Below are 22,611 nucleotides of genomic sequence, written 5' to 3'. Positions count from 1 at the left end.
AAGGATGGGCGACGATGCGCCGCTCACCTCGGCATATAGGTTCTCCAGTTTTGACGAAACCTCGGCTTTAGCCTCGACCGGACGGACGTGTCGCCTCAGACGTGCTTGATCGTGTCGATCAGCCAGGGCCGCAGCAGGCTTTCCGCGCCGTTGCTCAGGATCTGCACGCCGATGCAGAGCAGCAGGAAGGCGGCCAGCCGGGTGACGACGCGCGCGCCGGCCGGTCCCAACCGCGACAGCACGCGACCGGAAAAGGCGTAGAGCACCCAGATGAGCACGCAGATGGCGATCGCGGCCAGGGTCAGGCCGGCGAAGAAGGGCAGCACCGCGCGCCCGTCGTTCGGACGCTCGGACGCCAGGGCGATCGCCACCGAAATCGATCCGGGTCCGGTGGTGAAGGGCATGGTGAGTGGGAAGAAGGCCACGTCCTCCGCGCCCCCGGCGGCGGGGGCGGCGTCGTTCTGCTTGCGGTCTTCGTGGGTCTCGGGGGCCATCAGCAGGCCCCAGGCCCGGATCGCCACCACCAGGCCGCCCGCCACCCGGAGCGCGCCCAGGCTGACGCCGAAGAAGTTCAGGATATAGCTGCCCAGCCACAGCGATCCGAGCAGGATACACAGCGAATAGAACCCGATTTGGCGCGCCAACACCAGGCGCTCGGGGTGCGTGCGGTCCTGCGTGACGTTGTAGAAGGTCAACGCGGCGCCGACCGGATTGACGATCGAGAACAGGGTCGGAAACCCCAGCAGGAAGGCGCCGAGCAGGCTGCCGACGGGAAGCAGGCCGAACTCCAACTGCTGATCCTTTTTGGGCGAGACGACGTTAGGGAGGGCGACGGCCAGCCCCTGCGCCGTCGCCTCACTCTACCAACCCCGATTCGGTTCGCCACCCTTCGTGTGGCGCTCGGCTATCGGGAACGCGGCTATGCATCGCCGCCGTGCACGCCTAGACCATCGCCGCCTCGCTAGCCGCCACGGAACCGACCTCGATGACCGACACGACCCCTTCCATCTGGTTCATCACCGGCTGTTCGACCGGGTTCGGGCGCGACCTCGCCCGTCTGGTGCTGGAGCGTGGCGGTCGGGCCGTGGTCACGGCGCGCGACAAGGCGCGCGTGGCCGATCTGGTCGAACCGGGTGGCGAGCGCGCCCTGGCGCTCGATCTGGACGTCACTGATTCCGCTCAGATCGCGGCGGCGGTGGAGGCGGCCGAGGCGCGTTTCGGCGCGATCGACGTGCTGGTGAACAATGCGGGCTATGGCTACCAGTCCACCATCGAGGAGGGCGAGGACGCCGAAATCCGCGCTCAGTTCGAGGCCAATGTGTTCGGCCTGTTCGCCATGACGCGCGCGGTGCTGCCGGGCATGCGCGCGCGGCGACGGGGTCGGATCCTGAACCTCAGCTCGGTGGCCGGGCTCGCCGGCTTTCCGGGCTCGGGCTACTACGCGGCGTCCAAGCATGCGGTGGAGGGCTTCTCCGACGCGCTGGCGGCCGAGGCCGCGTCCTTCGGTGTCCACGTCACCTGTATCGAGCCGGGTCCTTTTCGCACCGACTGGGCGGGCCGGTCCTTGAAGCAGACCGCCAGCCATATCCCGGAATACGCGGAGACGGCGGCCGCCAGGCTCAAGAACACCGCCGCCGGCAGCGGTCGCCAGGCCGGCGATCCCGTCCGCGCAGCCCAGGCCATGATCCAGGTCGCCGAGATGGACGCGCCGCCGCGTCACCTGGTGCTGGGCGCCTGGGGCGTCGATGCGGTGGTCAAGCGCCTGCGCTCGGCCCTGGACGAGGTCGAGGCCTGGCGCGAGACGTCCGTGGCGACGGACTTTCCGGACGCCTGAGCCGTTTCAGGCCGCTCGCACCTTCAGGCGTCGGGCGGCGGCGTACCAGCCGATGCTCGCCGCCAAGGTCCCGACGAGCCCGAGCGCTTCCCAGACCGAGGCGTGGATGGCGATCCACACCATGCCGGCGATCCCGATGGCGGCGGCGACGATCAGGCCCTTGAATTTGAGGGGAGGGCCGGCGAGCGCCACCTGGCGCCGCTGCAGCATAACCGCCGCCAGGCAGCCCGCCATATAGACCACCACCGTGGTCAGCGAGGACAGGGTGGCCAGCTCGGCGAAGCTCCCGCTCAAGGCCAGGAGCGCGGCCAGGCCGGCGTGCAGCAGGATGGCCGGGTAGGGCGCGCGTGTGGTGCCGGAGACGGCGCCCAGGCCCCTGGGCAACAGACCCTGCCGCGCGAAGGTGTACAGCAGCCGAGGGGCGCTCAGCGCGTCGCTGGCGAGATAACCCAGCATGGAGATCGCCGCGCCCACCAGCAACAGCTGGCCCAGGACGGGCGAGATGCTCCCCGCCGCGTCGGCCAGCGGCGCGGAAGAGCATGCAAGCGCCGGCCCCAACACGCCTTGGGCGACGATCTGGATGGCGATGTAAAGCGTTGTGACCAGCCCCATCGCGCCGAGCAGGCCGAGGGGCACGTTGCGTTCAGGCCGGCGGACCTCTCCGCTCAGGCTCAGGGCCGTCTCCATGCCCTGAAAGGCGAACAGGGCCAGGATCATTGCTCGGCCGAAGCCGGCGCTCGGACTGCGGCCAATCGCCGAGATCGGATGGCCGAAATGCAGGTGCGCCGCGCCCACGGCAAGCAGCACCAGCAGCGGGATCAGCTTCGCCCCCGTCATCACCCCGACCAGCCGCACGCCGGGTGTCGCGCCCGCGATGTTCACCACCGCGAACATGCCCAGCAGGGCGACGATGAAGGCGTTGCGCCCCGCGCCGTGTCCGATCGACGGCAGGACGCGCGCCAGGCTGTCGGCGATCGCCGCCGTGATGCCGGCCGCGGCCAGCACCGCGCCCAGCCACACCAGAACGCCGATCACGAAGCCGGCGAGCGGGCCGAAGGCGGCCTGCACATAGCCGGCGGGACCGCCGCTGGTCGGGACGCGGCTACCCGCCGCCGCGAAGCACAGGGCGACCCCGCCCATGGCGACCGCACAGGCCAGATAGACCAGAGGCGCCGCGGCGCCGACTTCGCGCGCCAGGGTCGCCGGAAGGACGAAGATGCCTGCGCCCACGACGGTGTTGAACACCCCGGCGCCGAGCCCCCACGGACCCAGCTCCCGTGCGAGGCCGTGTCCGCCATGATCCCGGAACGCCGCTTCGTCCGCCATGCAACGCCCCTGGATATCGCCGCGCCCCGAAAACGCCGCCAACGTCGCCATAGCTATGCGCAGGATTTGGAGGCGCGAGAAGGGGTTGAGCCCGCGTCCCGGCGATCCCAGGTCCAGGTTGCCTCGAACCGCCGACTGTGGAAGTTTGCCGTCAAAATCAATTCAACCAAAATTAAAGGCCGCACCCATGCTCCTTCCGACGTCCCTGGTGGGCTCCTATCCTCAACCCGACTGGCTGATCGACCGCGAGAAACTGGCCGGCCGGTTCCCGCCCCGGGTGCGGGTGCAGGAACTGTGGCGCGTGGCCCCCGAATACCTCGAACAGGCGCAGGACGACGCCACCCTGATGGCCATCCACGAGCAGGAGCGGGCCGGCCTGGACATCATCACCGACGGCGAGATGCGCCGCGAAAGCTATTCCAACCGCTTCGCCACCGCGCTCGAAGGCGTGGACATGGACAATCACGGTACGGCCCTGGATCGCAGCGGCCACCCGAACCCCGTTCCCCGCGTGGTCGGCAAGATCCGCCGCAAGCACGCCGTACAGGTCCGCGACGTCGAGTTCCTGCGCAAGCACACCGACCGCATGACCAAGATCACCGTGCCGGGTCCCTTCACCATGGCCCAGCAGGCGCAGAACGATTTCTACGCCACCACCGAAGAAATGGCGCTGGACTACGCAGCGGCGGTCAACGAGGAGATCCGGGACCTGTTCGCGGCCGGTATCGACATTGTTCAGATCGACGAGCCCTACATGCAGGCCCGCCCCGACGCTGCGCGGGAATACGGCCTGAAGGCGCTCAATCGCGCCCTGGACGGTATCCAAGGCCGCACGGCTATGCACATCTGCTTCGGCTACGCCCAGATCATCCACGAGCGTCCGGAAGGCTATTCGTTCCTGCCGGAACTGGCGGAATCCAACGTGCAGCAGATCTCCATCGAGACGGCGCAGTCCAACCTCGACACCTCGGTGCTGGAGAAGCTGCGTGGCAAGACCATCATCCTAGGCGTGCTGGACCTGTCCACCTCCGAGATCGAGAGCGCCGAAGTGGTGGCGTCCCGCATCCGCCGCGCCCTGCCTTATGTGAACCCGGAGAAGGTGATCGTGGCCCCCGACTGCGGGCTCAAGTACCTGTCGCGCGACGTGGCCTTCGGCAAGATGGCCGCCATGGCGGCGGGCGCTAAGCTTGTCCGCGACGAACTCGAGCGCAAGGTCGCGTAAGGGGCTTCATCTTTTGAACTGTCCTCCCGTCACGCTCGGATTCGTCTCGGCGCGACGGGAGATGTTCTCGCATCGATTGTGATTTAGCCTAGGTCGACAAGCTCGATCAGTACGCCTACCATTCGCCCAAAATGAATCCGATTTGATAAGTCGGAACATGGGGTGGAAGCGTGGAAGACCAGGCTAATCTCGGACTCCGTCGACGCAATTTCCTGAAGGGCGCCGCATTGAGCGGTGTGGCCGCGACCGCGACGGCCGCCTCGACCCTAGCTCAGGCCCAGCCTGGGCCATCCCAGCAGGGGACCTCGGACCCCAACACGCCGCGCCGCCAGGGCGCCGTGACGCTCAAGGACGAATCCACGCCGCGCAATCGTGAGCTCACCTATTCGAGCTGCGGTGGCGACTACATGGTGGACGTGATGCGCAGCCTTGGGATCGAGTATTTCGCCGCCACCCCTGGCAATACGTTCATGGGGCTGCACGAGGCCATCATCAACTATGGGATGACCACCGCGCCGAACCTGCGCTTCCTCACCACCATGCACGAGGAGGCTTCGGTGGCGATGGCCCACGGCTACGCCAAGATCGAAGGCAAGCCGATGGCCTGCGGGATGCATACCGCGGTCGGGCTGCAGCACGCTTCGATGGCCATCTACAACGCCTGGTGCGACCGGGTTCCGGTGTTCATGATCACCGGCGCCTCCATCGACGCCACGCGCCGTAATCTCTGGGTTGACTGGGACCACGCCGCCCAGGACGGCGCGGCCATGGTGCGCGACTACACCAAGTGGGACGACCAGCCCGGCTCGCTGCGCGCCTTCGGCGACTCCGCCGTGCGCGCCTACAAGTTCGCCATGACCCCGCCCTACGGGCCGACCCTGCTGGCGGTCGACACCCTGATGCAGGAGGACCCGATCCCCGGCGACAAGCCGCCGCCGATCCCCCGCCTGCCCAGCTTGTCGGCCCCCGCGGCCGAGGAAGGCGCGGTGCGCGACACCGCCAAGATGCTGGTGGAGGCGGAAAATCCAGTGATCTTCGCCGACCGCTGCGCACGCACGCCGGAAGGCCTGCGCCTGCTGGTCGAGTTGGCCGAGGCGTTGCAGGCGCCGGTGATCGACAGCAGCAATCGCCTCAACTTCCCCTGGCGGCATCCGCTCAACCAGACCGCCAGCCAGCGCGGTCTGATCTCGCGCGCCGACGTATTGCTGGAGCTGGAGCCCGGCGATCCCTTCGCCGTCTCGGCCGAGCGGTCGCCAGATGGCGAGGTCCGCTCCCTCATGCAGTCGGGATCGAAGCGGATCACCATCTCCTCGGTCGACCTGTACATGAAGTCCAACTACCAGGACTTCCAGCGCCTCCCGCTCGACGTGGATCTGGCGATGGCGGCCGACGCCCAGGCCACGCTGCCCTCGCTGATCGAAGAGGTGAAGCGCCAGCTTCCCGACAGCCGCAAGGCCGCCATCGCCGCGCGAGGCACCCGCTTCGCCCACACCCACCAGTTGGCGCTCCAGCGCGCCAGGGACGCGGCGACCTACGGCTGGGACGACAGTCCGATCTCCATGCCGCGCCTGTGCCAGGAGCTTTACGCCGAGATCAAGGACGAGGACTGGTCGCTGGTCTCGGGCACGCTGTTCCAAAGCCACTGGCCCCAGCAGCTCTGGAGTGCGGACAAGCACTACCAGTACATCGGCGAGCAGGGCGGGGCGGGGATCGGCTATACGGCGCCGGCGACCCTGGGCGCGGCGCTCGCCAACCAGAAGCACGGGCGGCTCAGCGTCTGTATCAATGGCGATGGGGATCTGATGTTCGGTCCCGGCGTGCTGTGGACGGCGGCTCACGAGAAGATCCCGCTGCTCTACATCATCCACAACAACCGCGGCTACCACATGGAGATCATGCAGCTCCAGGCGATCGCGGACCGTCGCCAGCGCGGGATCGACCGGGTGCATATCGGCTGTGAGATCGCCAATCCCAACATCGACTACGCCATGCTCGCCCGCAGCATGGGCGTCTACGGCCAGGGACCGATCGACAATCCGCGCGATCTCGGCCCAGCCATCCGCAGGGCTATCGAGGTGGTGAAGAAGGGCGAGCCGGCGCTGATCGACGTCGTTTCGCAGGGCCGGTGAGGGCGGAGGGGTCGACGATGCGCAGAGCTTCCTTCGTCCTGGCGGTCTCCAGTGTTCTAGCCGCGGCTCTCCCAGGCCTGCCGGTCCAGGCTCAGGTGACGGCCGGGCAGGGCGACGCCGGCCATGGGCGTAAGCTGTTCCTGGCGGACGGCTGCTACCAATGCCACGGCACGTCGGGCGAGGGTGGCGGCGTGTTCGGCCCCAAGCTCGCGCCCGCCCCCCTGTCGTACGAAGCGGTCCTGCAGCAGCTCAGGAGTCCACGCGCCCGTATGCCGGTCTACACCGCCAAGGTGCTGCCCGACGCCGGGGCCGCGGACATCTACGCCTATCTGCGCAGCATCCCGAAGGCGAAGCCGGCGTCGGAAATCCCGCTGCTGAACCTGAAGTGAGGCGCGGGGGGTGGAGCCGCGCCGGAATGCGCCTCTAGTAGACGCCGATGGCGGACTTCATCGCCTCGAAGATGGCCGAGGTGCGATAGCCGACGCCGGACTTGAACACCAAGGGCATGTGGTCGAGCGCCGAAACGTTTGCGGTGGGATCGCCGTCCACCAGGATCAGGTCGGCCTGCTTCCCCGCCTCGATCGAACCGACCGCCTGCTCGCGGCCCAGATAGCGTGCGCCGTTCAGGGTCGAGATCTTCAGGGCTTGGGGAAAGCTGAGGCCTTCCTCGACCAGCAGTTCCACCTCGCGCCGGCCCGAGTAGCCGGGAACCACGCCGCCGTAGCCGGTGGGATCGGTGCCGGCCAGCATCACGCCGCCCATGTCCACGAAGCGCTTTTCCATCCGCATCAGCTTGGGGAAGAAGGCGGCGTACTGCCGTCCCCGATCTGAGGTCTGGGTCTGGGTCCAGCGCGTCTCGTATGAAGACAGCCACTGTGGGGCGAGCAGGTCGCGGGCGGCGGCGGGGGCCTCCGGGCGGCCCGCCGAGAAGGTCTCGAACACCGTCAGGGTGGAGGTCAGCGCCACATGATGGTCGATCAGCCTATGTATCAGGGCGCCGACCTCGGGCCCGTCGGGGTCGAGCGCGTTCAGCGAGGCGAGCGTGGCCGTGGGCGAGGGACAGGCGTCGGGCGTCTTGTCCTTCACGAAGTCGGTGGCCACCGCGAAGCTGTGCTCCAGGTTGTCGATCCCCAGGTCGATGGCCTCGCCATAGGTGATCGAGCAGAGGTGGCCGGTGAGCTTCAGCCCTCGCGCATGGGCGGCGTCGATGGCGGCTTTCAGTTCGGCGCGGGAGAGATAGTTGTAGGCCTTGAACGAGGTCGCCCCCTCGTCGGCCCAGAAGTTCACGGTGCGCGTGGCGTCGGCAGGGTCTTTCAACGCCACCATCTTGGAGGTCAGCAGGTGCTGGCCTTCGAGATAGGGCCCAGTGACGTCCATGTCGGGGCCGGGCTGGCGTCCGGCGGCGATGGCGTGGGCGGTGTTGATGTCGCCATAGGTCGCCAGTGTGCCGCCGGTGCGAAGCGTGGTGGTCCCGCCGGCCAGATAGAGCCGCGAGAAGCTGTAGGGGAACTCGCCGTACTCGCCGCCCTTGGGCGAGGGGTAGAACATGTGCTCGTGCACCATGACGAAGCCGGGCAGCAGGGTCTTGCCGGTTCCCTCGATCACCGCGACGCCCTGCGGCGGCTTCAGGCGGGCGGAGGGGCCGATGGCGGCGATGCGGCCATGATCGACCACCACAGTCATGTCGCGCCTGGCTGGCGCGCCCGTGCCGTCGACCACCTCCACATGGGTGAAGGCGATGCGCGGCTGGGCGTAGGCGACGAAGGCTGTGTCCGACGGCGCGAACCCGGTGACTGGATCGGCCGCGGGTTGGGCGTGCGCCGCCGCTGCGGATAGAACGGTCGCCAGGGTAGCCAGGGCGAAGGCGGGCTGACGCATCACGATTCCATGTCCAAGAGGCGGGAATGGTGAAGCTGCGCCGGCGCCGTCTTCGCCGCAAGCCTTCTCAGGCCGCGATCACACCGGCGAAGGGTTGCGCTCCCGGAAGATGTCCTGGTGCCAGTAGGGATAGGCGGCCGTGATCTTGCTTGCCGCGTCCAGCCGCGCCACCTGCTCGGTCGTCAGGTTCCAGCCCACCGCGCCGAGGTTCTGGCGCAGCTGTTCCTCGTTGCGCGCGCCGACCACCACGGTGGAGACGGTGGGCCGCTGCAGCAGCCAGTTCAGCGCCACCTGAGGGATGGTCTTGCCGGTCTCGCCAGCGACCGCGTCCAGCGCGTCGACCACCTTGAACAGGTACTCGTCGTCCATCTGCGGGCCCTTGTCGCCGGTCTTGTGCAGTCGGCTGGTCTCCGGCAACGGCTGGCCACGGCGAATCTTCCCGGTCAGCCGTCCCCAGCCCAGCGGGCTCCAGACGACCGCGCCCACGCCCTGGTCCAGACCCAGGGGCATCAACTCCCACTCGTAGTCGCGCCCGATCAGCGAATAATAGGTCTGGTTGGCGACATAGCGCGGGTAGCCGTACCTGTCGGAAACGGCCAGCGACTTCATCAGGTGCCAACCGGAGAAGTTCGACACGCCGATGTAGCGGATCTTCCCCTCGCGCACGAGCTGGTCGAGGGTGGACAGCACCTCTTCCGGCGGGGTCAGGGCGTCGAAGCCGTGGAGCTGGAACAGGTCGATATAGTCGGTCTGCAGCCGCTTCAGCGCCTTCTCCACCGTCGCGACCAGGTGGTGGCGCGACGAGCCGACCGCATTGGCCGCCTCGCCGGCGCGGAAGGTGGCCTTGGTCGAGATGATCACGCTGTCGCGGGGACGGCCCTTCAGCGCTTCGCCCAGCACCTCCTCGGCCGCGCCGGCGGAATAGACGTCGGCGCTGTCGAACATGTTCAGGCCCGCATCCAGGCAGATGTCCACCAGCCGGCGGGCCTCGGTCACGTCGGTGTTGCCCCAGGCCTCGAAGAACTCCCCCTTGCCGCCGAAGGTGCCGGTGCCGAAGCTCAGGACCGGTACGGTGAAACCGGACGCGCCGAGACGTCGAAATTCCATGATGGACTCCATTGCACGGACGAAGATCGCCGACGCGCCTGCGCCAGCCTGACGCAGGGGATGTAGGCCGCGACCGGCCCAATTCAACGCGCGACGGCCGATGGATGGGCTTTGAACCAAAGAGGCGTTCGGCTCGATTGCCAGACCGCTCCGAACCAGCTAAGCCCGCACGCTTCTGGTGACGTGGCCGAGAGGCTGAAGGCAACGGTTTGCTAAATCGTCATACCCGAAAGGGTATCGTGGGTTCGAATCCCACCGTCACCGCCATTAACTAATAAAGCCAAGGTTTTGCAGAGTTGTGTGGGTGTAAAACCTGCCGACCACAAGAGCGCGCGGAGTTCAAGCCAAAGTCTCCCTAGCAAAAAATTTGACTATTGGCGCGAGCTGGCGGTATTTGTTTTTACTTTGCTGCGGAGAAGCCGTCACGGCTACGGTTTTGGTGTTGATGGCGTGGATTTGGAAGTATTTACAATTCTTGCGGTTTCGAGCGCCGTTTGAGCCGTCTGACTGAGGCGGCGCGATATTCTCTAGAAAATTTCGGCGTTCTCTCAGAGAGTTTCCCCGACCGCTGAGCCGGCTCCCTCACGCGAAACCGTTGCGCAACAAAGGATCTGACCCACCGGGTAGAGATTGCCGATGCAATTCACTGGCCGCGTGACGGCAGGTCTTCACCAGGTCGACGAACGCCGGCCCAAGCGTGCGTGCGCTCGCGCGGCGCGCGCGCGCCGCACATGTGAGAAACCGGAGCGGCGCTGACTCCTGCTATGGGCGCCAAGCGGTCCTAGCGAGCAGCCGGGAGCTCGCCTTTCGTTTGACCGGCCCAGGTGACAATAGACTATGCGCTTTGGGATCGTGGAAGCCGCTGCGATCAAGGCTGAGTATAGGAAGCTGGCGTGATGAGCTGCATGGCGTCAGAATCGGAGGAAATCCAGTCGTGAACCATTTCGACCGCCGCAGCTTCCTGGCCACCGCGGGCGCGGCGGCGCTGGCGGGGACCGCCCATGCGCAGCAGTCGGCGTCCGGCGTTGAGGTCGAGCTCAACAAGGCCTTCGATGACATCTTCGACCAGAACCTGGACCATAGCCCGGAGCAGGTGAGTTCGCTGGGCCTGGACAAGGGCGCGCGCGCGGCGGCGAAATCAAAGCTGCACGACGGCTCCCTGGCTGCGGTGGAGCAGCGCAAGCAGGAGACGGCCGCCAACCTCGCCCGCCTGCGCAAGATCGACCGCAAGGCGCTGACTGGCATGGCGGCGGTGGACTACGACTGCGTGATCTACAACCTTGAGGCCGCCGACGAGGGCAATCGGCGCTTCGCCTATCCGACCGGTAACTCGCCCTATGTACTGAGCCAGATCAGCGGCGCCTATCAACAAATCCCCGACTTCCTCGACAGCCAGCACACCATCGCGACGAAGGCGGACTGCGAGGCCTACGTCGCGCGCTTGAGCGAATTCGCCCGGCTGATGGACCAGGAGGTCGAGCGCGTCCGCCATGACGTGGGGCTGGGCGTCGTGCCGCCGGACTTCTGCATCGCCAGCGCACTTAGCCAGATGAAGACCCTGCATGCGCCGGCCGACAGGTCGACCTTGGTGTCGTCGGTGGCCGATCGCGCCAAGGCCAAAGGGATCGACGGCGACTGGCGGGGCGAAGCGACCAAGGTCTACGAGCAGCAGGTGCTGCCGGCGCTGGACCGCCAGATGGCGCTGATGGAAGGCCTGAAGGGCAGGGCGACGCATGAGGCCGGCGTCTGGCGCCTGCCGGACGGCGCGGCCTACTATGCGCTGGCGCTGCGTATCCGCACGACCACGACCATGAGCCCGGCCGAAGTACACAGGCTGGGCCTGGACGTCACCGAGGATCTGAACGCGCGCGCCAACGTGCTTTTCAAGAAACTGGGCATGACCCAGGGAAGCGTGGCGGAGCGCTACCGAGCCCTCTTCAAGGACCCGAAGTATCTTTACCCCAACACCGATGAGGGCAAGGCCAAGGAGGTCGCCGATCTCAACGCCCTCGTGCAGGACATGCAGGCGCGCTTGCCGGCCTATTTCGGCGCCCTGCCGAAAACGCCGCTGGAGATTCGCCGCATCCCGCCGGCAACGGAGCAGGGAGCGTCCACCCACTACACCAGCGGCAGCCTGGATGGGACGCGGCCGGGCATCTACTGGCTGAACCTGCGGGATACGGCCGAAGCGCCCTTCTGGGATATGCCGACGACGACTTTCCACGAGGGCATTCCCGGCCACCATCTGCAGAACACGCTTCAGCGCCAGGCCGACCTGCCGCTGATCCGCAAGGTTGGCGGCTTCGGCGCCTATGGCGAGGGCTGGGCGGTCTATTCCGAGCAACTGGCCCAGGAGATGGGTTTCTACAAGGACCATCCCGAGTGGGAGTTGGGTTACATCCACGACGCCCTGCTGCGGTCGGGGCGCCTGGTCACCGACACCGGCCTGCATGTCCTAAAGTGGAGCCGCGAGCGGGCCAGCCAGGCCCTGGCCGACATCGACGGCGATCCGATCACGCTCGCCCAGCAGGAGATCGAGCGCTACTGCGTCACGCCGGGTCAGGCCTGCAGCTACATGGTGGGCAAGGTGACCATCCTGCGCCTGCGGGAGAAGACCAAGGCCGCGCTGGGTCCACGCTTCGATATCCGCCAGTTCCACGACGCGGTCCTGCTCTCCGGCTCCATGCCGCTGACGGTGCTGGAAGGACGGGTCGACGCCTTCATCGCGGCGCAAAAAGCCTGAGGCGGGTTCTGTTAGCGCAAATTAATTGGCAGAAAACCCGAGAGGCAGGCGGTAAGATTGAGGCTTCGAAAGCGTATTTAGTTCGTGTTACATAATCGGCAACTCAATATAACTGCCTGTTAGCCAGCGAATGCGTAATGGCGTCTTGGCATCGGTGATGGATTCGTCGCTGACATCCTTTCCGGTTCCATAGTTGATCTGCATGTCAGGGCGCTTGGGCACGCCGACGACAGCGACGATGCGGCTACCCGGAGAGAGCAGACGAGCCGTGAGGGTCTGACTCTGGAAGGTCAAGGTCGTGCGGCGGCCGGGGACAAGCAGGCGCCGGTGCGTCCCATCGGCCATGTAGCTGGCCCGGCCGAGGTAGGAGGCCAGCGATAGGTAGCGGCCGTCGGCTCGCTGCTCATAGAAGGATATGGCGAGATCGAAGTCGCGCTTGTTGATCTCGACCGCGAACCGTCCGTGGAACAGGCCGTCGACCTCTGTGGCGCGGGCCAGCGGCGCGGTGGTGTAGACCAGGGCGTTGCGGGTGTCCGGGCGATCTGTCGATGGCTGATAATCCGCATCGCTGCGGTCGGCCAGGTTCACCTCGAGTTCAGGCCCAAGAGCGCTTGAAGCCGGGGCCGTGGGACTGAAAAGCAGGCGGTCGCCATCGCGTCGCGTGGTGAGGTGGAGCCGCAGGCGGTGGTTCGCCATCTGCGAGAGGGCGGGGACATGGCGCCATCGGTTCGCGCCCATCACCTCGAAATTGATCCGGTCTTTCAGCACTTCCGGCAGGGGCGAGCCGTAGAAGACGTGGTCGAACCATTTCAGCCGGATGTCCTGGAGATCGATCCGGGCCGCCGGGTCGATGGCGTAGCCGTCGACGACGGGCAGGACGCCGGTCTGCATCGCCGTATGGTGGTAGGGGCCAACCAGCAGGCGATGGTCGGCCGACGGCCGATAGCGGTAGTGCTGCTCCAGGTAATGGAGCGCTCCGACCATGCCGCCGTCGTAGTAACCCGTCTCGACGAACACCGGGATGTCCACCCCGGCGAACTCACGGCCATAGGGGATCAAGCGTCGCCAATAGGCATCGTAATCCGGATGGTTCAGCCAGGTGTCGAACACCGGATTGGGCTTGCCGTCGATCTTGTCCAGATCGCGATAAGGCCGGCCGCTCGCGTACCACTTGCGCTCCAGGCGGTCCCAGCGGGCCGTATCGCCATAGGTCTTGTCGTCCAGGCTCTTAGTGTCGGTCGTGTAGAACGGCCACGGATAGATGAAGCTCTGGAACACGTTGCCCTGCATGGGGGTATCGACGCCGGGCGCATTGCTGGCGTTGGTGGCTATGGCCTTCAGCGCGGCCGGACGGTGCTTGACCGCCGCCCATTGGGTCGAGGCGTTGTAGCTGCCGCTGAACATGCCGACCCGTCCGTCGCTCCATGGCTGGCGGGCGAGCCATTCGATCACCGTGGCGGCGTCCGCGCCGTCGTGCTCGTACGGGGTGACCGGGCCGGGGCTGCGCCCCTTGCCCCGCGTATAGGCGACCACCCCAGCGTAGCCGTAAGCCGCCATCTTCACTGCGTCGGCGAAGCTCCAGCGGTCGTTGGCATAGATGGTGAAGTTCAGCAGGGCGACACGCTTAGGCCGCTCCGTCGAGCGTGGCCGTACCAGCAACGCGTCGATCTGCGCGCCGTCCGGCGTCGGGATCAGCAACTGGTCGTCGATGTGGAAGCGTCGTTCAGCGTCGGCGCGGATGAGCAAGGGGGAGGTCGACATCAGGACTTCCCAAGCTGCTAGCGCTTCCCGGGTCGAGACCACCTCAGCGCCGGACGGGCAAACGGCCAGAGCCACGCCCAGGCACGCCTTCGCCGCCTCGTCGTAGGCCCGGTGCAGTTCGTCCAGGTCGGCATGCCACCAGGGCAGCACGTCCGCCATGCGCCGGTTGGACAGGTCGCCGTACGACTCGGCGAACGCGCGTCCGAAGGCCGATGGAAAGGCCATGCCGTCCTGCGCGTAGCGCTGCGCGCGCGTGTAGGTGCGCCAGGGGATCAATCCATCCGCGGGGCTGGGTTCCGTCCGGCGGTAGAGCGCCTGCAGCTTCGCTAGCGTGTCCTCCGCTGTGGCGTAGCGCCCGGCGGCGAGTTGCAGGCGATAGAGCCTAGTCAGGTCGGTCGAACTGGTCGCGGCGGTGTAGGCGGGGAGCAATGCCTCGGCGGCGCCCTTGAACTGGGCGGCGTCGGCGTCGGCTGCGACCGGTGGACCGCCTTTTTCGGCGAAAGCGTTGTTGGCGGGGATGGCGAAGGTGGCGCAGAGCGCGACCGCGAGGCGTCGGAAGGCAGGGGGCATGGGCGTCTCCAGTCGCCGGACCGGTAGCCGAACGCAGAGGACGCGGAGGGAAAATCGGCGAACGGGCGCCGGGATGAGGCGAACAACTCTAAGCCGTCGGTCAGAGGACCCGGTCGCGGAGGCTCCGAGCGCCGGATCGACTCGCAGGCACCGCCTGGCCGGTTCTCATGTGCAGTAGCATGCGGCCACCACCGGCCGGCTCGACCCGCTCGACGCAGTCGAGATTGACGATCCACGAGCGATGGACGCGAGCGAACCTGGCCGGGTCGAGCGTCTGTTCGAATTCGGACAAGGTCATGCGCACAAGATGGCTGCCATCCAGCGTTGTCACCTCCGCGTAGTCGTCGGCCCCGCCGATACACACTACGCGTTCGAGGTCGATGGGCCGGAGGTCGTCGCCGTCGCGGATGAAGTACCGCGACGGCTCGGGGACGCGTGCGCGTTCCACCTCGGGATTGGCGACCGTCGGGCCGTCGCTGGCCGACGGCTCTTCGGCGCTCGGCGAAGGCGCGGCCTTGCCGAGCTGCGCATAGGTGAGGGCCGCCAGGACCGCGTAGGTAGTCACCTCCTCGAGCAGTTGCCAGGCTGATCCTCCCGTCGGGAAGGCGCGCACCGAGAACTCGGTCAGCGAGGCGCCGTTGGCCAGGCCGAGCAGGACGATCAGGAGCCAGAACGATAGCAGGGCGAAGGCGGCGCAAAGACCGACATGGCCGAGGGTCTGGACCAGCAGGCCGCGCCCGACCAGCCGTGTGACTATCAGGTGGCGCGCGAATGCGCCGAAGATCACCACGGGCACGGTATTGGCCGCCCCGCCGACCAGGGCCGCGCCAAAGCTCAATCCGAGCGCCGCCCAGACCGTTATCGTGTAGGCCAGAAACACTAGGCCAATCGCGAGCAGATCGGGAAAGTGTCGTTTAGACATGGGCGCCGGTGTATTAGAACAATAAATCATCCCGCCCTGTGGCCAGACTGTCATGGGCGAAGCTCTAACGCAGCGTGCGTATGGGAGCTACGATAAGGACCTCTGAAGGGTCGCAAAAGCCCTATCTCGTCGCGCGCACAAGTTCATTCATCTGAAAAGTCGGCCTTATCCGGCAGCCATCAAGCGACAAAAAACATGAAGGGTCGCGTCCGACCCGTGGGCCCGGAAGTCGGATTTTTGAATGCCGGGGTCGACCCGTTTCCGGGCGCGGACTCTGGAAGGCGACATCGGGAATTGTCGGGCTTGAGGGCCGAGGAGCGAACTCCGCAAACGTCGCCTAAGGGTCGAAAGTTGGTCTAACTCATGGACTCGTCGGCGAGCGATGTCCGCTATCAGGCGTCGCAACTATGCCCGAAGGCCTCCACTCGAGTCGCTCAGTGGCTATCGTGGACTGGTCTGCGCGCATCCATCCCCGCGGAAACAGCTTGAGTCGCATCAGCGCGGGCCTGCTCGGCGGCGCGCAAGGCTTCCATGGCCGCTCGGCGGCCTTCGGCTGCCGCTCGCATGCCTTCCTCTCGCGCTTGAGCCGCTTCGATGCGCGCTTCAGCGGCTGCGCGCCGGCCTTCCTCTGCGGCCCGCAGCCCATCTTCAGCTGCGCGCCGTCCCGCCGCCCGGGCACGCTCGCCCTGCTCCCGTGCCCACTGAAGTTGGGCTTCGACCTGCTGGCGGTTCACGGCATGGTCGGAGTAGACCTTCACCACACGTCCTTCGTCGTCACCATAGATGAGGACCTGGTGCGCGCCCGAAAGACGATCCGGACGACTGCCGTCGCGAACCACGACGACCTTATGTCCGTTCGCATCATCTGCGGTGATGACTTCGCCGCCAGCGCCGCCCTTGACTTGCGGGGCCGCTGCAAGCGCCCCCTGGGGCAGGACCGCCAGGCTGAGCAGAATCATTGAGGCGCGGATCAGGGCCGGCCTCGGCTTTGCGATACGCCGATCAAGCATAGGCGAAAGCTCCCAGGGCGACCAACGGCGTCACGGCCATCAGCAACGCGCCGATGGCGGAAAGTGTGTTGAGGGTGCGGCTCATCGTGTTTCTCCAGGTCTGTGGGGTTGAAGTCCAGATCCTGGCGATGGAGTACAGTTCCTGCGCTCAGAGATGTAGTTAAATGCACGTCATGACGCGAATTTAAGAATATGAACTCCACGTAATTATCTTTGAGTTCGCATCTTCTTGGAAGATTTGTTCAAATTCTCCGGCTTCCGGCAGGGCCTGCCGCGATGAGCTGGTCCAGGCCTGACAGGAAGGTCTTCAGGACGGATGACGGATTGTCCGGCCGGTAGCCGACGGCGAGGTCGATAGTGGGCGGCTCGCCCCTCAAGGGCCGGCTCACCACCGACCAAGGCAGCAGCGGCTCGACATAGGTGGGCAGGAGCGCCACGCCGCGGGTGGAGGCGACCAGCGAAAGCCCCATGGCGAAGTTGTCGATGTGGTAGCTCGGCGTGAGATCGACGCCGCTCCGCCGCAGATAGTCGTCGACCACGGCCCGCAGCACATGCGGGACGTCGGAGAAGCCGACGAAGGTTTCGCCCTCGAGGTCGCGCGGGTCGACTTCCGATGCGGCGGCCAGGCGGTGGTCGCTCGGCAGGATGGCCACGAGCGGTTCCCGTGCGATGACCTGATAAGCGACGTCTGGTTTCGGTTCGACCCGCAGAAAGCCGAGGTCGATCTCGCCCCTCTGCAGCGCCTCGGCGAGATCGGGCGAGTACAGGCTCGTCACCTTGAACTCGATGTTCGGCAGCTCGCTCCGAAGGATGCGGGTGACGTGGGGCAGCCAGTCGACCTCCTGACCGGTCAGGAAGCCGACCGAGAAGACCGCCTTGGCAGGCTTGGCCGCGCGGCGGGCCGCCTGGACGGCCTCCGCCGCCTGGCTGACCGCAAGGCGGGCTGGACCCAGGAAGGCGCGGCCGGCGTCGGTCAGCTCCATGCCGCGCGCGCCCCGGGTGAAGAGCGCCGTACCCACCTCCAGCTCCAGGTCGCGGAGTTGGCGGCTGAGCGAGGGCTGGGCGGTGTGCAGCCGCTTTTCGGCGGCTAGCGTGACGCTGCCTTCCTCGGCGACGGCGATGAAGTAGCGGAGGTGGCGTAGCTCCATGCCGAACCCATGCCTGTGAGATATACCTGCGCAGCGTACAAAGTCTTTCTCAGGTGAGGGGGCAAGCCCTAAATCATCGCTTGTCACACAGGAATGACGGTCCCGACGGCAAGATTAATGGCCGCAGCGCTCGCCAACTCCGCCACAGCCTGCCGCCAAAGGAGAGGCGCCATGTCCGCCGAGCATACCCATTTCACCGCGCCGACGCAGTTCGTCGAAGCCAAAGGCATCCGCTTCGCCTATCGCCGCTTTGGGCGGGCAGGGGGTGTCCCAATCGTCTTCAACCAGCATTTTCAGGGTACGCTGGATCACTGGGACCCGGCTGTAACCGACGGCCTGGCCAAGACCCGCGAGGTCATCCTGTTCGACAACGCCGGCGTCGCCAGCAGTTCGGGCGAGACGCCCTCCAGCTTCCAGGAAATGGGGGCCAACGCCATCGCCTTCATCGAGGCGTTGGGGCTCGACAAGGTCGACGTGTTGGGCTTCTCGATCGGCGGCATGGTCGCCCAGGAGATCGTCCTGCAAGGCGGCGACCTGGTCCGCAAGCTGATCCTGGTCGGCACCGGCCCCCGCGGTGCGGACATGTCCGCCAGCCAGTCGGCCGCGATCTTCGCCGCAAGCTACGACCCGCCCGAACACCTCTGGCTGAAGGTGCATTTCTCGCCGTCCGAAGCGAGCCAGGCCGCCGGTCTCGCCTTCCTGGAGCGCAAGCTGCGCCGTCAGGATCGCGATCCGCTGGTCGGCGAGCAGACGGTGAACGCCCAGATCGCTGCGATCGGCAAGTACATCGCCTATCGCGAGGTCGAGGGGTATCTCGATTACCTCCGGACCATCCGTCAGCCGACCCTGATCGTCCAGGGCAGTAATGACGTGATCATCCCGACTTACAACTCCTACGTCATGCAACAGAATCTGCCCGACGCGCAGCTCGTCCTGTTCCCCGACGCCAACCACGGCTCGTTCTACCAGTATCCGCGATCCTTCGTCGCCTATGCGACGGCCTTCCTCGACGCCTGACTGCGCCGCCTCCCGCCCTTCTTCCAGGGACGGCTTCGACGGGGTGGCGACGAACGCCACTACAGCGACTTCCCCGAATATCTAGCCCCGCTGACCGCGGCGGCCTGACCACCTTCACGAGAGGACATCATCATGAGCCGCAAGATCATCTTCGAGCAGGCGGGCGAGCCCGAGGTCCTGCAGTACCGGGACGTGGAAGTCCCCGCGCCAGGCCCCCACGAGGTGCGCATCGCCGTCAAGGCGATCGGCGTCAACCGCGCCGAGTCCATGTGGCGGCGCGACGACTACATCGAACCGGTCAGCTATCCCGCCGGCCTCGGCTACGAGGCTGCGGGCCTGGTGGACGCGGTGGGCGCCGAGGTGACGGGCTTCGCCGTCGGCGAGGCGGTCAACCTGATCCCGTCCTTCTCGATGAACCAGTACACCACCTATGGCGAGCTGATCCTGGCGCCCGACTACGCGGTGGTGAAGCAGCCGGAGGGGCTGTCCTTCACCGAGGCCGCCTCGATCTGGATGATGTTCGTCACCGCCTACGGCGCCCTGATCGAGGACGCCAAGGTCGGGCCCGGAGACGTCGTCCTGATCCCGGCCGCCTCTAGCAGCGTGGGTCTGGCGGCGATCCAGCTCGCCAACTTCGCCGGCGCGACGTCCGTGGCGCTCACCCGAACCTCCGCCAAGCGCCAGCAACTGCTCGACGCCGGCGCCAAGCATGCGATCGCGACGGAAGAGAGCGATCTGGTGGCTGAGGTGATGCGGATCACCGACGGCAAGGGCGCGCGCGTCGCCTTCGATCCCGTGGGCGGCCCGACCTTCCCCAAGTTGATCTCCGCGCTGGGCTTCCAGGGCCTGATCTATCTCTACGGCGCCCTGAGCGAAGAACCGACGCCGCTGCCGGTGCTGGAGATGATCGCCAAGATGCCGACGCTGAAGGCCCATAACATCTGGGGCACGAGCGGCGACGAGACCCGGCGCAGGGCGGCGGTCGACTATGTCCGACGCGGCCTGGAGACCGGCGCGCTAAAGCCGGTGATCGATCGGGTGTTCCCCTTCGACCAGATGATCGAGGTGCACCGCTACCTCGAAACCAACGGCCAGTTCGGCAAGGTCGTCGTCACCCTTTGACCTCCCCAGGTGGGCGCCGACCGTGGCGTCCGCCCTTCCCACCAAGGAGCCACACCATGTCCCCCTGCAACGGCAAGACGGCGCTCGTCACCGGCGCCTCGCGCGGCATTGGACGCGCCGCGGCGCTCGCGCTCGCGAAGAACGGCGCCCAGGTCCTGGTCCACTATGTCCGCGGCGCCGAAGAAGCCCGCTCGGTCGTGGAGGAGATCCGCGCTTCGGGCGGCCGGGCGGAAGCCATCTGCGCCGATCTCGCCAAGCCCGACGGTCCGCGCGAGTTGGCCGCCAAGGTGCGCGCCATCGTCGGCGAGCGGCTGGACATCCTGGTCGCCAACGCCGGCGTATCGAAGGTGGCGACCCTGGAGGAGACGACCGTGGAGGACTTCGACGGCCTCTTCGCGGTCAATGTCCGCGCGCCCTACTTCCTGGTCCAGCAGCTGTTGCCGATCCTGAAGGAAGGCTCCAGCATCGTCTTCACCTCCTCGCTGGCGGCGCACGCGGCGCTCGGGAACATCTCCGCCTATGCCGCCACCAAGGGGGCGATCGACACCCTGGTGAAGCATTTCGCCTTCATCCTCGGACCGAAGGGCGTGCGGGTGAACGCGGTCGCTCCGGGCGTGGTGGACACCGACATGTCGAGCTTCGCCAAGACCGACGCCGGTCGCGATCTTACCCTCGGCATGCAGGCGCTGAAGCGCATCGCCCAGCCTGACGACATCGGCGGCGCCATCGCCTTCCTCGCCTCCGATGCGGCGCGCTGGATCACGGGCGACACGCTGCGTGTCGATGGCGGCGCGAAGCTTTGAGGGCCGGCAACGTCGGAGAACCGGAGCGACGCTCCTGTCTATTATGGATGCTGAGCTGCCCATGCTCTGCGGAACGTCGCTCCACTGGATTTCTTCAAAACGCAAACGCGCTCACGGACACGTCCGAGGCCCGAGGCCCTGGGACTGGGCCTGGGGTAGCCTGGGCGCGTATGTCGGGCTAATTCCCTCGCATGGCACGAACCAAGCAGAGCCCCGAGTTTGAGATTGAGGTCGATGGGGAGCCTTATGTCTGGCGGCTTCAACGCCAGCCCCAGTGGTCCAGCGACGCTGCGGATTGGCGCGGCATGGCGATCGCGGTGCGTCACAAGGAGGGACAGCGCGAAGCCGTGCTGGAGTTTCCACCGGGCCGGCAGCCCAGATACGGCGCGCCGCAACTGCAGTCCTCCCAGATCGCTCCGGACCTGGTGGCGAAAGCCATCGCCTCCGCCATCGTGGCGGGATGGGAGCCGCAGTCCCGGGGCAAAACGGTCGCCATCGTCGTGGATGCGACCGGCGGCTGACGCATTGAGGCGGTACTGTCAGCTCAAATCCGCCGAGGTCGGGTCTTCAGCCGCAGATCCCGAATGTCTGCAGGCCGGAGAGGCGCCAACTTTCGCTATGGACGCTTCTCAGAATTGCGGGTCGAAATTGAAGCAAATGGCGTTCGACAGGGCGATCATATCGCCGCTGAGCTTCATCGAGCCTGGGACCTCGGGGTAGGGCGTTTGAGGTCCGTGCACCTCGACGCGGTAATAGGTCCGCGCGGTGGTGATGGGCGTATCGGTGAAGACCGCTTCGGGGTGAGCGCCCGTGAGGCTCACGGTCGTGAACTTCTCTCCGTCCTTGATCACGTCCACCGAATAGGCGGCGGCCCGATCCATGCGGCCGACAAGCGCCACATGAAAAGCCACGGGCTTGCCGGTCGGCTTGGCGTTGTCGCCCTGCATCATGTCGGGGTGGCCGTCGTCGTCCAGGTCCGCGGTGAACTCCACGCGCGGGTCATAGGGATTGGCGCTGATCGACACCCGGCCATTGGTCAAGGCGTCGACCACGGCGTGGCGCGTGCGGGCCTTGGCGAAGACCCAGGTGGTGGGGGTGCCCACGTTGTTGATGTACGCCTCGTAGGTCAGCGGCGTGGCCTGGTCAGGGGTGTCGGGAACGCCGTGGTGGCTGTCGCTGCCGCCTCGTCCGGTCATCTTGCGGCCCGACTTCAGCATGTCGTCCCAGATGTGCATGTTGATGGCGTTGGTCGCCCAGACGGACGAGTTCCACGCCTCCACCGAGTCCACGAAGTCATAAGAGAAGGCGAAGGCGTCGTGCGTGCCCGGATGATTGGCCGACAGGTGCACGCCGAGCTTCCTTTTCAGGGCGGCTATGACTGTGTCGCGGTCGTCGGCGATGTCGTAGAGCGCTTGGTGGTCATAGGGGACGGCCGAGATGATGGTGGCGTGGCCACGGTGGGTGGTCCACTCCGCGCCGTAGAGCAGCAGCATCCGGTCGGATCGATATTCCGGGTCGACCCAGATATTGTGGGCGACATCGCCGTTCACGTGGTTGTCGTGGTCGGAGATGAGCAGGTAGTCCATCCCGGCGTGGTCGGCGAGCGCCAGGATCTTGCGCACCGGATTGTTGCTCGAATCGCGGCTATGGCGCGAGTGAATGTGCAGGTCGCCCTTGAGCCATACGCCGTCGGTGAGGCTGGCGACCTGCGGGATGGTGGTTGGCGGCCGATAGGGTGTGGCGTGGACCGCGCGCGGTGGGGTCGCACCGGCGGCGAGAAGGGTCGCCGCAGCGAGAGCGGCGAAGACGGAAACACGCATGTGGCGCCCTTTGGTCGAATCGGAATCGCCGGCCATCCTTGCCGTAAGCCGATGACAATTTTGCGGATGTCGCACCAGGGCTGTCAGGCCAATTTCTAAAGCCCAGAGATTGACCTTATCTTCCCGAAATTAGGCGATCGCCGCCTATGACCAGACTTCAAAGGCGTAGTTGCGTCGCGCCCGAACTATCGGCCGACTG

At 66.4% G+C, this 22,611-nt stretch carries 18 protein-coding genes and 1 tRNA gene; 11 read left to right on the top strand and 8 right to left on the bottom strand.

Features of this window, described 5'->3' with window-relative positions:
* Window positions 1–95: 95 nt before the first annotated feature.
* Window positions 96–791: a MarC family protein gene (locus GSQ87_RS09880; RefSeq protein ID WP_158915292.1), complete on the bottom strand. Its 696-nt coding sequence runs from the start codon at window positions 789–791 to the stop codon at window positions 96–98.
* Window positions 792–985: 194 nt separating this feature from the next.
* Between GSQ87_RS09880 and GSQ87_RS09875 the strand changes: the two genes are divergently transcribed.
* Complete coding sequence (locus tag GSQ87_RS09875) at window positions 986–1,834, top strand: oxidoreductase (RefSeq protein ID WP_158915291.1); 849 nt, start codon at window positions 986–988, stop codon at window positions 1,832–1,834.
* Window positions 1,835–1,840: 6 nt separating this feature from the next.
* On the opposite strand, the gene GSQ87_RS09870 is transcribed toward GSQ87_RS09875, so the two are convergent.
* The gene (locus GSQ87_RS09870; RefSeq protein ID WP_158915290.1) at window positions 1,841–3,160 is read right to left on the bottom strand and encodes an APC family permease; all 1,320 of its coding nucleotides are present in this window, start codon (window positions 3,158–3,160) and stop codon (window positions 1,841–1,843) included.
* A gap of 187 nt (window positions 3,161–3,347) precedes the next feature.
* On the opposite strand from GSQ87_RS09870, the gene GSQ87_RS09865 reads away from it, so the two are divergent.
* The 3 genes from GSQ87_RS09865 (at window position 3,348) to GSQ87_RS09855 (ending at window position 6,900) form a co-directional block, all read left to right on the top strand.
* Window positions 3,348–4,382, top strand: a complete 1,035-nt coding sequence (locus GSQ87_RS09865; protein WP_158915289.1) for a 5-methyltetrahydropteroyltriglutamate--homocysteine methyltransferase — start codon at window positions 3,348–3,350, stop codon at window positions 4,380–4,382.
* Window positions 4,383–4,618: 236 nt separating this feature from the next.
* Window positions 4,619–6,511 carry a thiamine pyrophosphate-binding protein gene (locus GSQ87_RS09860; RefSeq protein WP_254063134.1) on the top strand — a complete coding sequence of 631 codons (1,893 nt, stop codon included), beginning with the start codon at window positions 4,619–4,621 and terminating at the stop codon, window positions 6,509–6,511.
* Window positions 6,512–6,528: 17 nt separating this feature from the next.
* The gene (locus GSQ87_RS09855; protein WP_158915287.1) at window positions 6,529–6,900 is read left to right on the top strand and encodes a cytochrome c; all 372 of its coding nucleotides are present in this window, start codon (window positions 6,529–6,531) and stop codon (window positions 6,898–6,900) included.
* A gap of 34 nt (window positions 6,901–6,934) precedes the next feature.
* Here the strand turns inward: GSQ87_RS09855 and GSQ87_RS09850 are convergent, their stop codons facing one another.
* Both GSQ87_RS09850 and GSQ87_RS09845 read right to left on the bottom strand, forming a co-directional pair.
* Window positions 6,935–8,389, bottom strand: a complete 1,455-nt coding sequence (locus GSQ87_RS09850) for an amidohydrolase family protein (RefSeq protein ID WP_158915286.1) — start codon at window positions 8,387–8,389, stop codon at window positions 6,935–6,937.
* Window positions 8,390–8,467: 78 nt separating this feature from the next.
* The gene (locus GSQ87_RS09845; protein WP_158915285.1) at window positions 8,468–9,496 is read right to left on the bottom strand and encodes an aldo/keto reductase; all 1,029 of its coding nucleotides are present in this window, start codon (window positions 9,494–9,496) and stop codon (window positions 8,468–8,470) included.
* Window positions 9,497–9,673: 177 nt separating this feature from the next.
* On the opposite strand from GSQ87_RS09845, the gene GSQ87_RS09840 reads away from it, so the two are divergent.
* Together GSQ87_RS09840 and GSQ87_RS09835 are read left to right on the top strand one after the other, a co-directional pair.
* Window positions 9,674–9,763 (top strand) — tRNA-Ser (locus GSQ87_RS09840).
* A 667-nt stretch (window positions 9,764–10,430) separates the two neighbouring features.
* Entirely contained in the window at window positions 10,431–12,239 is a 1,809-nt protein-coding gene (locus GSQ87_RS09835; RefSeq protein WP_254062863.1) for a DUF885 family protein, read from the top strand.
* A gap of 87 nt (window positions 12,240–12,326) precedes the next feature.
* Here the strand turns inward: GSQ87_RS09835 and GSQ87_RS09830 are convergent, their stop codons facing one another.
* Entirely contained in the window at window positions 12,327–14,570 is a 2,244-nt protein-coding gene (locus tag GSQ87_RS09830) for a CocE/NonD family hydrolase (protein ID WP_158915284.1), read from the bottom strand.
* A gap of 100 nt (window positions 14,571–14,670) precedes the next feature.
* Window positions 14,671–15,492, bottom strand: a complete 822-nt coding sequence (locus GSQ87_RS09825; RefSeq protein ID WP_158917530.1) for a LytTR family DNA-binding domain-containing protein — start codon at window positions 15,490–15,492, stop codon at window positions 14,671–14,673.
* A gap of 485 nt (window positions 15,493–15,977) precedes the next feature.
* Here GSQ87_RS09825 and GSQ87_RS22725 point away from each other — a divergent pair, with 485 nt between their 5' ends.
* Window positions 15,978–16,454 carry a hypothetical protein gene (locus GSQ87_RS22725; protein WP_254062861.1) on the top strand — a complete coding sequence of 159 codons (477 nt, stop codon included), beginning with the start codon at window positions 15,978–15,980 and terminating at the stop codon, window positions 16,452–16,454.
* A 290-nt stretch (window positions 16,455–16,744) separates the two neighbouring features.
* On the opposite strand, the gene GSQ87_RS09815 is transcribed toward GSQ87_RS22725, so the two are convergent.
* Window positions 16,745–17,650, bottom strand: a complete 906-nt coding sequence (locus tag GSQ87_RS09815; protein WP_158915282.1) for a LysR family transcriptional regulator — start codon at window positions 17,648–17,650, stop codon at window positions 16,745–16,747.
* A gap of 171 nt (window positions 17,651–17,821) precedes the next feature.
* Between GSQ87_RS09815 and GSQ87_RS09810 the strand changes: the two genes are divergently transcribed.
* From GSQ87_RS09810 to GSQ87_RS09795, 4 genes are all read left to right on the top strand, one after another.
* Window positions 17,822–18,667, top strand: a complete 846-nt coding sequence (locus tag GSQ87_RS09810; protein ID WP_158915281.1) for an alpha/beta fold hydrolase — start codon at window positions 17,822–17,824, stop codon at window positions 18,665–18,667.
* Window positions 18,668–18,799: 132 nt separating this feature from the next.
* Entirely contained in the window at window positions 18,800–19,789 is a 990-nt protein-coding gene (locus GSQ87_RS09805) for a zinc-dependent alcohol dehydrogenase family protein (protein ID WP_158915280.1), read from the top strand.
* A gap of 56 nt (window positions 19,790–19,845) precedes the next feature.
* Window positions 19,846–20,592: an SDR family NAD(P)-dependent oxidoreductase gene (locus tag GSQ87_RS09800; RefSeq protein WP_158915279.1), complete on the top strand. Its 747-nt coding sequence runs from the start codon at window positions 19,846–19,848 to the stop codon at window positions 20,590–20,592.
* Window positions 20,593–20,783: 191 nt separating this feature from the next.
* Window positions 20,784–21,113: a hypothetical protein gene (locus GSQ87_RS09795; RefSeq protein ID WP_158915278.1), complete on the top strand. Its 330-nt coding sequence runs from the start codon at window positions 20,784–20,786 to the stop codon at window positions 21,111–21,113.
* Window positions 21,114–21,221: 108 nt separating this feature from the next.
* On the opposite strand, the gene GSQ87_RS09790 is transcribed toward GSQ87_RS09795, so the two are convergent.
* Window positions 21,222–22,412, bottom strand: a complete 1,191-nt coding sequence (locus GSQ87_RS09790) for a CehA/McbA family metallohydrolase (RefSeq protein WP_158915277.1) — start codon at window positions 22,410–22,412, stop codon at window positions 21,222–21,224.
* Window positions 22,413–22,611 lie beyond the last annotated feature (199 nt).

The organism is Caulobacter sp. S45 (assembly GCF_009765965.1).
Lineage (GTDB): Bacteria > Pseudomonadota > Alphaproteobacteria > Caulobacterales > Caulobacteraceae > CAHJWH01.
Note: the sequence above shows the minus strand (reverse complement) of the source record. Positions and strands in the feature narration are given on the sequence as shown.